The following is a 13355-nucleotide window of genomic DNA, read 5'->3' as shown; positions in this document are numbered from 1 at the left end:
ACGTTCAGGCCGTGGTCGTCGCGCGCAGCGCCCGTCGACGCACGAGGCCGCGGAACCACGTCGCCTCGGGCAGCCGCGCGAGGAAGGTGCCCGCGATGATCGTGATGAGCACGTAGGCCGTCGCGAGTGGCGCGAGCGCGGGATTCACGCCCGCCCCCACCGCGATGCCGGCGATCACGATCGAGAACTCGCCGCGCGGGATCAGCGTGAGCCCGGCACGCCACTGGCCGAGCGTACCGACGCCCGCCCGCCGGGCGGCGTAGGCCCCGGTCACGAGCTTCGTGAGGATGGTGACGGCGGCGAGGGCGAGCGCTGCCGGGAGCATCATCACGAGCTCCGACGAGTCGGTCGTGAGCCCGAAGAAGAGGAAGAACGTCGCCGCGAAGAGGTCGCGCAATGGCGTCAGCACCTGGCTCGCGTTCGTCGCGACGCGTCCGGAGAGGGCGATCCCCACGAGGAACGCGCCGACGGCGGCCGAGACGTTCACCTCGGCCGCGAGTCCGGCCACGAGCATCGTGAGACCGAGCACGCCGAGCAGGAGCGGCTCGAACTCGTCGGCAGGGAAGAGCCGCGACACGATGTGCCCGTGCCGCAGCGCGATGAAGAGGATGAGGCTCACGACCGCCACGGCGACGGCGACCGACACGACCCCCTGGAGGAGGCTGACGCCGATGACGAGCGCCGAGAGCACCGGCAGGTAGAAGGCCATCGCGAGGTCCTCGATCACGAGCACGGCGAGGATCGCCGGCGTCTCGCGGTTCGAGAGGCGACCGAGATCGCGGAGGAGCTTCGCGATCACGCCCGATGACGACACCCACGTCACGCCCGCGAGCGCGACGGCCGCGATCGGACCCCAGCCGAGCAGCAGGGCGAGCGCCGCCCCGGGGAGCGCATTGAGGAGCCCATCGACGATCCCAGCCGTGCGTGCCGACTTCAGGCTGTCGAACAGCTCGGATGCCGTGTACTCGAGTCCGAGGAGGGCCAGCAGCAGGATGACGCCGATCTCGGACGCGGTCTGCAGGAACTCCTCGCTCGCCGCGAGCGGCACGAATCCGCCCTCACCGAAGGCCAGGCCCAGGACGAGGTAGAACGGGATCGGCGAGATCCCGAAGAGGAGCGCCAGGCGCCCCAGGAGACTCATGCCGAGGAGCAGCGCGCCGACTTCGATCAGGAGCAGCGTGGTCTCGTGCACGACGGCCGCCTCAGTCGGGGCCGTTGGCGAGCAGGCGGGCTACTCCGTCGAGTCCTTCACGGGTGCCGACGACGACGAGGACGTCGCCCGCGCGCAGCATCTCCGCCGGAGTCGGCGAGGGGATGATCGCGGCATCGCGCACGATGGCGACGATCGAGGCGTGCGTGCGGGTGCGGGCCTTCGTGGCACCGAGGGTGCGGTTCAGGTAGGGGGAATCCGTCGGCAGGGCGATCTGCTCCGTGTAGAGGCCGGCGGTCTCATCGCTCAGGCTGGTGAGTCGGCTGAGCATGACGGATGCTCCGAGCACATCGGCCAGTGCGGCGGCTTCGTCGTCGTTCAGCGGGATGGAGTCACGGCACTCATCGGGGTCGTCGATGTCGAAGACGCCGAGGTCGCGTTCGCCGTCACGGTGCGACACGACACTGATACGCCGGCCGCCCTCGGTGACGAGGTCGTGGCGAACACCGATCCCGGGCAGATCGACCTTCTCGATTCGGATACCCACGACCGCTATCGTAACCCCGCCGACAGGTGCGACCGGCACACCGCCCTCAGTGTCGGAATCGGGCCTCGGTGGTCATCTCGAGCACGGGAGTGCCGCCGTCGTCGTGCAGGGCGAACGAGGGCACGACCGCCGCGAACTCGGCGAGCGAGTCGACATGCGTGCCGCCGCAGGGGATGCGCGCCGTGCCATCGGGCAGGTCGCACACCCACGAGCGACGCTCGGTCAGCAGCTCGCCGTCGCATTCGACGCGTACCGACGCCCCTGACGCGACCCACTCCTCGAGCACGTCGGAGACCGCGCGACCGAGGTCGTCGAGGCTCTCGCGGGTCACGGACGCGGTGTCGAAGCCTGCGCGGCGCAGGGACTTGTTGAGGCGATACCGGTCGACCGAGCCGTTCGACACGATGCGCGAGGTGTCGATCGCGAGGCCGTCGAAGTCGGGGCGGCCGAGCGCATCCTCACGGGCGGCCTTCGACCATCGGTCGGCCAGGACGCGGTTGAGGGCGAGGGATGCCACGTGGCAGGCGGTGTGCCCGGCCGAGAGGGCGTGCCTCGTCGCGGCATCCGCTTCGATCTCGACCTCGTCGCCCTCGGCGAGGTCGGCAGCCGCGTCGGCGTCGACGAGGTGCGCGACGACGAACGACCAGCCCTCGGTGCCCTTGCGCACCGGGATGTCCGAGCCGAGGTGCAGCGATTCGCCGTCGGTGGCGGCGACGATCGCGTCGCGGATGGCGTGCGCGACGCCGCGGACACGGAGCGTGCCGGCGTCGGCGGGCTGGTCGGGCCAGGCCGCGTCAACGGGATGGAAGCTCGTCGTCTCGGTGATCACGGCGACGAGGCCCTCACCGGCCGCGGCGACGTACGCCACGCTCGACGACGCGGCGAGCGCGCCGGACGGATAGGTGACTCGGGTGTCGCGCGAGGGCAGCGGCATCCGGTCAGACGCCGTTGGAGCGGCCGAGGATGTTCACCGGGATCGCGACGGCGATGGAGGCCAGCAGGATGGCGGCGAGGAACAGGATGGCCTCGAAGCCCACCACCTCGGGGGCGATGCTCATGAGCCACAGGCTGAATGTGAAGAGCCCCATGGCGACGAGGAATGCGACGACGTTCACTACGACCTCCAGAATGCGGTGCGGCGATCGCCGCCCGCGGGCCAGTCTATCGGCCCGAAGGCCGCCGCCAGGTCACCGCAGGTTCACCCCTCCAAGGGGCCGAGCCAGGCCGTCGCGACGGTCGAATGGGCGGACTCGTCGTCGGACGGGTGGAAGATGCCCGCCAGTACATCGCGGTAGAGACGGCCCAGCTCGGATCCCGCGAAGTAGCTCGAGCCGCCGGCCACGCGCACCGCCTGGTCGACCACGTGCTTCGCGGTCTCGGTGGCGCGCACCTTGACGCCGACGAGCTTCGCGAACCAGAGCCCGCCATGGTCGACGAGGCCGTCGAGATCGCGCGCGATCGCCACGAGCTGCGGCTCGAGGGCGTCCTGCGCCAGGGCGGCGTCGGCCACGCGCCGGCGGATGTCCGGATCCTGCGACAGCGTGCGACCGTCGTGCTTCATCGACGTGCGGCGGTGGGCGGCCGCCACGGCGAGATCGAGCGCCCGGGCGCCGATGCCGGCGTAGACCGAGGCGAGCAGGAGTTCGAAACTCGCGAAGATGCCGAAGATGAACGGGTCGGCGTTGGGACCGGGGTCGAGCCGTCGCACGATGCGGTCGGGCGCCGCGAAGGCGCCGTCGAGCACCGTCGTGCGGCTCTGGCTCGCCCGCATGCCCATGGTGTCCCAATCGTCGAGCGTGCGGACGTCGGGATCGTCGCGGTCGATGAACCCGTAGACGATCTTCGGGGCGTCGGGGGAGACGGTGTCGATCCCCATGGTCCCGAGACGAGTCCAGGCGGGAGCGAGCGAGGTGAAGATCTTCCGGCCCGTGTAGCGGTAGCCGCCGCGGGCCTGCGGCTCGGCCTTCGTGCGGGAGCCGAACAGCATCAGGTCGTTGCCCGCCTCGCTGATGCCGAAGCCGAAGACCTCGCCGGCCGCCGCCTCGCGGAGCACGAACTCGAGCGTGTCGTCCCCCCGGTCGCGGAGGATCTTCGCGACGCCCGTCCACACGAGGTGCATGTTCACGGCGAGGGCCGTCGCGGGCGCGGCGCCAGCGAGCCGCATCTGCGCGCGCACCGCCTCGTCGAAGCCCCAGCCAAGGCCGCCGAGCTCCTCGGGCACGAGCGCACGCAGGTAGCCCGCGTCGCGGAGCTCGGCGAGATCCTCGGTGAAGAAGGTGTTCTCGCGGTCGTGACGGGCCGCGCGCTCGCGGATCCGCTCGAGGAGGTCGTCGTGCAGCAGGGTTCCGTGCGTCGAGCTCACGACGCCAGACTACGCCCGCGGCGTCTCGGTGCGGGATGCGTCGGCGTCGGTCGGTGCGTCGGTCGGTGCGGCGGGTGCATCCACTCGGCGCCGACGGCTCCGGGCGGCGATCACGACGATGCCGACGATGATCGCCGCGGCGACGAGCAGCACGCCCACCCACGGCAGGAGCACCCCCACCGCGACCCCGAGCCACTTCGCGAAGCCCACGAGCGCGTTCCAGCCGGCCATGAGCCCGCTCCAGAAGTCGTCCGGAGCCGGGTCGGGCGCGACGTCCTCGGTCACCAGGTCGACGGTGAGCGTCGAGAAGTCGACCTGGTCGACGAGCCAGTCGCGTTGCTGCGTCAGGCTGTCGAGCTCGGCCTGGCGGGTGGTCAGCTCTGACTCGATCGCGATGAGGTCGGCGATCGAGGTGGCGGTGCCGAGGAGCTCGCGCAGGCGGTCGACCGAGGCGGTGAGCGCGTCGATGCGCGCGTCGAGATCCTGGCGTTGCTGCGTGACATCCGAGGCGTCCATGGAGACCGAGGTCACCGTGCCGAGGTCCCGGAGTTCCGCGACCGCGCCGTCGAGTTCGTCGGAGGGGATCCGCAGGGTCAAGGACGCGCTCGCCGGCTGCGTGGCCGTTCCCGGGGTCTCTCGTCGGTTGTCGACGCGGCCCCCGGCGCGCTCGGCGATGCCGGCGACCTCCTCGGCCGTGGCCACCGGGTCGTCGACGGTGATCGACACCCAGCCCGTCGTGATCACGCTGCGGTCGGTCGGCTGCGACTCGGTCGAGCCGCCGACGGCGTCCTGCGCCTCGCCGTCGCTCCGGCCCTCTTCGGGAACCATTCCGCCCGTTGGCGCCTCGACGGCCGGGCCGGGTGCGTCGGAGCCCGAGGTGCCGACGGAGCAGCCGGCGAGGAGCAGTGCGATGATCGCGGCCGTCGCCGCCACGGGTCCGAGTCGTCTCATGCGCTCACTGTATTGCGGGGCCCGAACCGGTTGTCTGGATGCCTGCTGGGAGTCGGGTCACGATCGGATTGCGCTTTGCTGGGAGTCGACGACCGGTCCCAACGAAGCGGCGAGGCCGCACGTTCGCCGGACATCGACCGCGTCGAACCTCAGTCGAGATCGGGGTCGCGGCCGGTGCGCTCGCCGGTCTCGAGGGTCGCCATGGCGGTGAGGTCGTCGGAGTCCAACGCGAAGTCGAAGACATCGAGGTTCTCGCGCAGGCGCTCGGGCGACGACGCCTTCGGAATCACGATGTTGCCGAGCTCGACGTGCCAGCGCAGCACGATCTGCGCCGGGGTGCGGCCGTGCTTGTCGGCCAGGTCGTCGAGCAGCGGGGTGCCGAGGACGCGCCCGCGCGCGAGGGGCGACCACGCTTCGGTGCGGATGTCGTTGGCCTCGTCGAACTCGCGCAGCTCCGCCTGCGGGAGCCAGGGGTGCAGCTCCACCTGGTTCACGACGGGCTTCACGCCGGTCTCTGCGATGAGCCGCTCGATGTGGTGGGCGTGGAAGTTCGCCACGCCGATCGAGCGCACGCGTCCCTCCTCCTGCAGGCGGATGAGCGCGCGCCAGGTCTCGACGAAGCGGTCGGTCGACGGTACCGGCCAGTGGATGAGGTACAGGTCGAGTCGGTCGAGGGCCAGGCGCGCCATCGACTGGTCGAACGCCCGCAGCGTCGTGTCGAAGCCGTTGTCGTCCTTCCACACCTTGCTCGTGACGAAGAGCTCGTCGCGGGGAACATCGGCCTCGCGCACCGCGACGCCCACCTGCTCCTCGTTGCCGTAGAAGGCCGCGGTGTCGAGGTGCCGGTACCCGATCGCGATGGCATCCCGGCACAGGCGCACGGTGTCCGGCGGGGGCACCTTGTAGAGCCCGTAGCCCAGCTGCGGGATGGTGGCGCCGTCGTCGAGCGACAGGCGCGGGGCGGGCGTGATCGGTGGCGACATCCGTGGCTCCTTCTCAACTGGGTTGCATCGGCACCGGTTCGGTGTCGGGGATGGGGCTCGCGTCGCGGCCCCTGAGGTCGGGGTGCCATCGCCGGCCGAGCGCGGAGACGAGGAATCCGAGCAGCGCGAGGCCGGTGGCCGCCCAGAACGCGCCCGGTGCGCCGTAGCCGTCGATGAGGAATCCGGCGAGGGCCGACCCCAGCGCCGCGCCGATGAGTTGGCCCGTGCCCACCCAGCCGTAGGCCTCGGCGGTGTCCGAGAACTTCACGCTGGCCGAGACGATGGCGAAGAGCACGGCGAGCACGGGCGCGATGCCGATGCCGGCGATGAACAGCATCGCCGAGAGCCACCAGAAGTCCATCGAGAATGCGGCGAGCCCGGTTCCGACGAACACGATGAGCATGCGGCGTGCGGTCGACCAGGGACCGATGGGCACGTGACCGAGGAAGAGCCCGCCCGCGAGGCTGCCGACCGAGAAGATCGCGAGCACGATACCCGCCTCGGCGCCGCCGTGGCCGAACGCCGCCACGACACCCGCCTCGATCGCCGCCGCCGCGCCGATGAGGAGGAACCCCACGACCGTCGCGAGCAGCACGGGCGGGCGCGTGAGCACGACCCCGAGCCGACGCTTCGAGCGCGGAATGCGCACACGCCCGAGCTCGGGCGACGAGATGAACCAGATGCCCCCGCCGATCATGAGCACGGCGGCCAGCAGGATGCCCCAGACCGTGCCGACCTGCGTGGACACGAACGTGGTGACGACCGGGCCGACGACCCAGATGATCTCCTGCGCCGAGGCATCCAGCGAGAACAGGGGAGTCAGCTGCCGCGAGTTCACCATCTTCGGGTAGATGGTGCGCACCGCGGGCTGCACGGGCGGCGTGGAGAGGCCCGCGACGAAGCCGACGGCCATGTAGAGCGGCACGGTGAGCGGCAGCAGCGCGACCGCGACGACGGATGCCGCGCAGACCACGAGCGTCGCGATGAGCACGGGCCGCATGCCCCATCGACCCATGAACCGGCTCGTGAGCGGCCCGGCGATGGCCTGCCCGAGGGACGTGGCGGCGAGCACCAGCCCGGCCGCGCCGTAGGAGCCCGTCTGGCGTTCGATGTGCAGCAGGAACGCCAGAGAGAGCATTCCCGAGGGGAACCGTGCCGTCAGCTGGGCGGCGATGATACGAGCGACGCCCGAGGTTCTGAGGAGATCGGAGTAGCTGCCCACGGTGCGACCACTCTATCGAGGCCGTTGGGCGGATCGCGGGTCACGCGGGCCGGCCTCCCGCACCGCGGTGCGGGAGGCCGGCTTCGGTGGGCTTCCGTCAGCGCCGGAAGTGGGAACCGAGTCGGTCTCCGACCTTCTCCATGGCGACCGGCGAGCCCTTCGCCGTGCCGCTCACCGAGGCCGTCGACGTCGCGAACGTGAGGATCGCGTGCGCAGCGGCATCCGACATCTCCTCGAGTGCCAGCGTGTTCACGTTGGTGATCACGCCCTGGTACTCGAGCGCGCCGTCGTAGGCCGCGTTCAATTCCTCGTAGAGCTCGGCGTCAGCGCCGTCGCCGGTCGGGTCCATGCTGTCGCACGCCTGGTGGTAGCACGGGTCGTACGACACCGGCTCGCCGTCGAACGTGGCGAGACCGCCGTAGAGCGCGACCTGGTCAGCGGACTTCGTGTCCTCCGCACCGGTGAAGAGGCCGCCCGCGGGGATGCCAGCGCTGATGAACGCGTCGTAGTCCGAGCGCCCGTCGAACGCCGTCGCCTCCGACGCGAGTCCCTCGGACTCGAAGAAGTCCTCGAAGACCGACTCGATGTTCGCGCTGCCGGTCGGGCCCTTGTGCCGCGCCGATCTCATGGATCGGCGGCGACACCGAATGGGACTCACTCTCTCCCGGGGGTCGAGGGGCCGTCAACCCCCGGCGACTCAGTCCGCGAGGGCCTTGGCGATCCGCTGCGGCGAGACGGTCTCGGCTGTGCGCAGCTCCTGGGCGAAGAGACTCACACGCAGTTCCTCGAGCATCCAGCGCACCCGCACCAGCCGCTCCGGTGCCTCCGGGTCGATCGGGACGCGTCCGCCGGCGGCCTCGAAGGCGGCGATCGACGGCTCCAGCTGGTTCATCGCCTGCCGGTCGCGACCAGGGTTCTCGACGAGCCTGCGAACCCGCACGATGATCGCCTCGAGGTAGCGCGGAAGGTGCCGGAGGCGCTCGAGCCCGGTGGTCGAGACGAAGCCCGACGGCACGAGCGCCGCCAGCTGCGCCCGTACGTCGCCGAGCGCGGCCATGAGGTGGATGCTCGACGCGCCGGCGATCGCCCGGTCGGCGTCGCGCGCAAGGCGCACGATTCGGGCGACGAGCGCGACGGTCTCGAACATCCGGTCGACGACGGTCGCGGCCACGGCGTCGCGCACCGCCTCGAACTCGGTGCGCGAGCGCAGCAGCCCCTCGGGATGTCGGGCTCGCAGTTCGGCGTCGACGACGGCTGCGAGGCAATCGTCGAGGAGCGCCCGGGTGCCGGGGTACGCGCTCGCCGCGAGCGCGAGCTTCTCCTCGTTCGAGAGGTGCTGCTGCACGTAGGCCACGGGCGTCGGCGTGGCCAGCACGAGCAGGCGGCGGATGCCCCGACGCGACGCCCGATCGCGCTCCTCCGCCGTGGCGACGAGGCGCAGCGCGACCGAGGTCCTCTCGTCGACGAGCGCCGGGTACGCGCGAATCACGTTGCCCGCCTGGCGCGTGTCGAGGTGCGTGGGCAGCTCGTCCCATTCCCAAATGGTGATCCCATCGCGCTCGGCGAGGGCGGGGGAGTCGACGCTCGCTGAGCTCGTCGAAGCCGCGCGCCCTCCGACGGGCTCCGCGGCGGCGCTTCGCGGTCTCGCGGTCACCGCCTTCGCCACGGCGGCTCGTGTGCGGTCGGCCAGGCGCACCTGCAGTTCGCCCAGGTCCTTCGAGCTGCCGAGCACGCGTCCACGTTCGTCGACGGCCCGGAAGGTCACGCGCAGGTGCGGCGGCACCCGATCGAGGTCGAAGTCCGAGGCGTCGACGGGTGCGAAGGTGAGCCGACGGATGGCCTGGCCGACGGCCGCCGCGAGCGGCTCGCGCGGCTCGCCGTCCTCTGGGCCGGCCGGCAGCTCGGCGGCGATCTTCGCGGCCCACTCCGCGGCAGGCACCACCTGACGGCGCAGCACCTTCGGCAGCGTGCGGAGCAGGGCCTGGATCAGTTCGTCGCGCAGCCCGGGCACCTGCCAGTCGAATCCGGTGGGTTCGATCCGGGGCAGCAGCGCGAGGGGCACGACGACCGTCACGCCGTCGTCGTCGGCGCCGGGCTCGAAGCGATAGGCGAGCGACAGGGTCTGGTCGCCCTGACGCCAGCGGTCGGGGAAGCCGTCGCCACGATCCGCCTCCGCCTCGTCGTCCAGGAGGTCGGCGGCGGTCATGGTGAGCAGGTCGGGTCGGGTTCGGTGCTCGGTGCGCCACCAGCGTTCGAAGGCGCGCGTGTCCGCGACATCCGCCGGCACCCTGGCCTCGTAGAAGGCCACGACGGCTTCGTCGCCGACGAGGATGTCTCGGCGGCGGGTGCGTTCCTCGACCTCGGCGAGTTCACGCCGAAGCTCACGATTCGACCGCAGGAACCGGAACACGCGCTTGTCCAGCCGCGTCGCGTCCCAGTCCTCCTCGACGAGCGCGTGCCGGATGAACAGCTCGCGTGCGAGTGCGGCGTCGACGCGGGAGAGCTGGATGCGGCGCTTCGCGACGATCGGCACGCCGAAGAGCATGACCTTCTCGTCGGCGACGGCGGAGCCCTGGCGGCGCTCCCAGCGAGGCTCGCTGTAGGTGCGCTTCACGAGCGGGCCCGCAAGGGGCTCGGCCCAGGCCGGATCGATCGCCGCGTTCATCCGGGCGAACAGGCGACTCGTCTCGACGAGTTCGGCGCTCATGAGCGCGCCGGGCGGCTTCTTCGCCAGGGCCGAGCCGGGGAAGACCATGAACCGCACGTTCCGGGCACCGATGAACTCCGCCTGCGGCCGGCGCCCCTTGCTCGCCGGGCTCGTCGAAGCGGCAGCTCCCTTCGACGAGCTCGGGGAGCGCTCGTCGCGCAGGCCGATCTGCGAGAGCAGTCCGGCGAGCAGCGCGCGGTGGATGCCGTCGGGGTTCGGCGCGCCGGTCCCTGAGCCTGTCGAAGAGGCCACGTGCAGCCCGAGCGGCTTCGCGAGCCGCACGAGCTGGCGGTAGAGGTCCTGCCACTCGCGAACGCGCAGGTAGTTCAGGAACTCCGCCTTGCACATACGTCGGAACGCGCTGCCCGAGAGTTCGCGCTGCCGCTCCTCGAGGTGGTTCCAGAGGTTCAGCAGGGTGAGGAAGTCGCTCGTCGGGTCCACGAATCGCGCGTGGAACCCGTCGGCCTGCTCGCGCTTCTCGAGCGGGCGCTCGCGGGGATCCTGGATGGTGAGCCCCGCGACGATCGCGAGCACCTCGCGCGAGACGCCCTGCGCCTTCGACTCGAGCACCATGCGCGCGAACCGCGGCTCGATCGGCAGGCGTGCGAGCTGCCGGCCGACCCGGGTGAGCTGCGGCCCGCGCTCGGCCGCTGAGCCGGCCCCTGAGCCGGTCGAAGGGTCGATCGCCCCGAGCTCGCGCAGCAGTTCGAGACCGTCCCGGATGCCGCGGCTGTCGGGCGGGGTCAGGAACGGGAACTCCTCGATCTCGCCGAGGCCGAGGGACGCCATCTGCAGGATGACGGCCGCGAGGTTCGTGCGCAGGATCTCGGGGTCGGTGTACGCGGGACGCCGTTCGAAGTCCTCCACCGAGTAGAGGCGGATCGCGATGCCGTCACTGGTACGGCCCGACCGGCCCGACCGCTGGTTCGCCGAGGCCTGCGAGATCGCCTCGATCGGCAGGCGCTGCACCTTCGAGCGTACGGAGTAGCGGCTGATGCGGGCGGTGCCGGCATCGACGACGTACCGGATGCCCGGCACCGTGAGGCTCGTCTCGGCGACATTCGTGGCGAGGACGACCCGTCGTCGGAGGCCCACCACCTTCGACGGCTCGAACACCCTGTGCTGGTCGGCCGACGAGAGTCGTCCGTACAGCGGCAGCACCTCCGTCTCGCCTCCGCGCCTGGTCCCTGAGCCGGTCGAGGGGCCGTAGTGCGCGCGCACGGCCGCTTCGGCGTCGCGGATCTCGCTCTCGCCCGAGAGGAACACGAGGACGTCGCCGGATGACTCGCGCTCGAGTTCGTCGAGGGCCTCGAGGATGCCCCGCTGCACGTCCTTGTCCTCGGCGGCGGCACCCTCGTCGTCGGCCTCCTCGCCGGTGTCCCCCGATGATTCCGCGACGAGCGGCCGGTAGCGGATCTCGACGGGGTAGGTGCGCCCCGACACCTCGACGACGGGCGCCGGCCTGCCCGCAGCATCCGCGAAGTGCCTGGCGAAGCTCTCGGGGTCGATGGTCGCGCTCGTGACGATGACCTTGAGGTCGGGTCGGCGCGGGAGGAGGCGCTTGAGGTACCCGAGCAGGAAGTCGATGTTGAGACTGCGCTCGTGCGCCTCGTCGATGATGATCGTGTCGTAGCGGCGCAGCTCGCGATCGCGGTGGATCTCGTTCAGCAGGATGCCGTCGGTCATCACCTTGATGCGCGTCGAGTCGCTCACCCGGTCGGTGAATCGCACCTGGTAGCCGACGAGTCCGCCGAGCTCGACGCCGAGCTCCTCGCTGATGCGCTCGGCGATCGTGCGTGCCGCGATGCGTCGGGGCTGCGTGTGCGCGATCGACTCGCGGCCCAGCTCGAGGCAGATCTTCGGCAGCTGCGTCGTCTTGCCCGACCCCGTCGCGCCGGCGACGATCACGACCTGGTGGTCGCGGAGGGCGCGCGCGATCTCCTCGCGCTGCGCGGAGACGGGCAGCTCTGGGGGATAGGTGATCGCGGGAAGCACAGCCTCCCATCGTATGCCGTCGGGAACGTGATGGGATGGGCTCATGACCCGGTCCCCCGTACCCCGCATCCAGTTGAACGACGGCTTCTCGATCCCGCAGCTCGGTTTCGGCGTGTTCCGCGTCGACCCGCAGGAGACCGAACGCATCGTGACGGACGCACTCGAGGTGGGCTATCGCCACCTCGACACCGCTCGTATCTACGGCAACGAGGAGGGCGTCGGGCGCGCGATCGCCGACTCGGGCATCCCACGCGAGGAGCTCTTCGTGACCACGAAGCTCTGGAACGACGACCAGGGCACCCAGTCGGTCTTCGACGCGTTCGACCGCAGCCTCCAGCGACTCGGCCTCGAGTACGTCGACCTCTACCTGATCCACTGGCCGTCGCCGGCGAACGACCGCTACGTCGAGACGTGGCGAGCCTTCGAGCGACTGCGGGAGTCGGGACGCGCCCGATCGATCGGCGTCTCGAACTTCCTCGTGCCGCACCTCGAGCGGCTGCTCGCCGAGACCGGCATCGTGCCGGCGGTCGACCAGATCGAGCTGCACCCGTACCACCAGCAGCCCGAGACCGCCGCGTTCGCCGAGGAGCACGCGATCGCGATCGAGGCATGGGGGCCGCTCGGGCAGGGCAAGTACCCACTCTTCGAGCTCCCCGAGGTGGCGGATGCCGCCGCGGCCCACGGTGCGACGCCGGCGCAGGTCGTCATCAGGTGGCATCTCCAGCGCGGGCACATCCTGTTCCCGAAGTCGAACCGCCGTGAGCGCATGGCGGAGAACTTCGAGGTCTTCGGCTTCGAGCTCGACGACGCCGAGATGGACGCCATCACCGCGCTCGAGCGCGAGGGGCGCATGAGCGCCCACCCCGACGAGGTGAACTGAGCGTCGGAAACCGCCGACGATCAGGGGCTGCCCGACGCAGTGTGGCGGGCGCGTCCCGGGCGACACGCCCGGGATGCGAGCCTGATTTGGCACCGCTCCCGGATCCGCGTAAATTCTTACTCATCGCCACGGCGGTGCGGGAAGCGGAGGAGCGAGAAGCTCTGAACTGCCCGGCCGAGACGGCGGTCATCTTAGCCAAATAACCTCGAAGGCGCATTGCGACTCGGTGATTTCAAGCCTAAGATGAAACTCCACTTCCTCACGAAGCGTTGATCCGCGTTGTGTCAGCAGTCGTTTTCACGGCTGCGACGGCGGCTCGTTTTCGTGGTCACGTGGTACCATGGATAGGTTGCCCTGAGGGCAGGCCGTGAGGCTGAAACTCAGGTGCGTCCGTTTCTTGAGAACTCAACAGCGTGCACTATGTTCAATGCCAATTTTTGAACCCTGTCCTGCCTCTTCGGGGGTGGGTGGGATTCCTTTGATTGATGGACAATTTGATTTTTTGAGTCAGTTGTTTCTCTGTCGGAGATCGAACTTGACTGGCCTTCGGGTTGGTTG

11 protein-coding genes are annotated in these 13355 nt (G+C 70.4%); 1 reads left to right on the top strand and 10 read right to left on the bottom strand.

From position 1 onward, the window contains the following. Positions 1–4 precede the first annotated feature (4 nt). The 10 genes from ACVFI9_RS14505 to hrpA all read right to left on the bottom strand — a co-directional run bounded on the left by ACVFI9_RS14505 (position 5) and on the right by hrpA (position 11962). Positions 5–1192 carry a cation:proton antiporter gene (locus tag ACVFI9_RS14505; RefSeq protein ID WP_474762912.1) on the bottom strand — a complete coding sequence of 396 codons (1188 nt, stop codon included), beginning with the start codon at positions 1190–1192 and terminating at the stop codon, positions 5–7. Between the two features lie 10 nt (positions 1193–1202). Next, positions 1203–1697 carry a cation:proton antiporter regulatory subunit gene (locus tag ACVFI9_RS14500; RefSeq protein WP_474762911.1) on the bottom strand — a complete coding sequence of 165 codons (495 nt, stop codon included), beginning with the start codon at positions 1695–1697 and terminating at the stop codon, positions 1203–1205. A gap of 46 nt (positions 1698–1743) precedes the next feature. After that, complete coding sequence (locus ACVFI9_RS14495) at positions 1744–2631, bottom strand: alanyl-tRNA editing protein (protein ID WP_474762910.1); 888 nt, start codon at positions 2629–2631, stop codon at positions 1744–1746. Positions 2632–2635: 4 nt separating this feature from the next. After that, positions 2636–2812, bottom strand: a complete 177-nt coding sequence (locus ACVFI9_RS14490; protein ID WP_474762909.1) for a hypothetical protein — start codon at positions 2810–2812, stop codon at positions 2636–2638. A gap of 83 nt (positions 2813–2895) precedes the next feature. After that, positions 2896–4059, bottom strand: coding sequence for an acyl-CoA dehydrogenase family protein (locus ACVFI9_RS14485; protein ID WP_474762908.1), 1164 nt, complete (start codon positions 4057–4059; stop codon positions 2896–2898). A gap of 9 nt (positions 4060–4068) precedes the next feature. Beyond that, the gene (locus tag ACVFI9_RS14480) at positions 4069–5010 is read right to left on the bottom strand and encodes a DUF4349 domain-containing protein (RefSeq protein WP_474762907.1); all 942 of its coding nucleotides are present in this window, start codon (positions 5008–5010) and stop codon (positions 4069–4071) included. A gap of 149 nt (positions 5011–5159) precedes the next feature. Next, positions 5160–5981: an aldo/keto reductase gene (locus ACVFI9_RS14475; RefSeq protein WP_474766277.1), complete on the bottom strand. Its 822-nt coding sequence runs from the start codon at positions 5979–5981 to the stop codon at positions 5160–5162. 25 nt (positions 5982–6006) lie between these two features. After that, positions 6007–7215, bottom strand: a complete 1209-nt coding sequence (locus tag ACVFI9_RS14470; protein WP_474762906.1) for an MFS transporter — start codon at positions 7213–7215, stop codon at positions 6007–6009. 97 nt (positions 7216–7312) lie between these two features. Next, positions 7313–7843 (bottom strand): M28 family peptidase, encoded by a 531-nt coding sequence (locus ACVFI9_RS14465; protein WP_474762905.1) that lies wholly within the window; start codon positions 7841–7843, stop codon positions 7313–7315. A gap of 69 nt (positions 7844–7912) precedes the next feature. Next, positions 7913–11962, bottom strand: a complete 4050-nt coding sequence (gene hrpA, locus ACVFI9_RS14460) for an ATP-dependent RNA helicase HrpA (protein WP_474762904.1) — start codon at positions 11960–11962, stop codon at positions 7913–7915. Here hrpA and ACVFI9_RS14455 point away from each other — a divergent pair. Beyond that, positions 11961–12797 carry an aldo/keto reductase gene (locus ACVFI9_RS14455; RefSeq protein ID WP_474762903.1) on the top strand — a complete coding sequence of 279 codons (837 nt, stop codon included), beginning with the start codon at positions 11961–11963 and terminating at the stop codon, positions 12795–12797. The genes hrpA and ACVFI9_RS14455 overlap by 2 nt on opposite strands. The last annotated feature ends 558 nt before the right edge of the window (positions 12798–13355 follow it).

Source organism: Agromyces sp. NSFZ (genome assembly GCF_056156205.1).
This window is presented reverse-complemented; position numbering and strand designations above follow the sequence as displayed.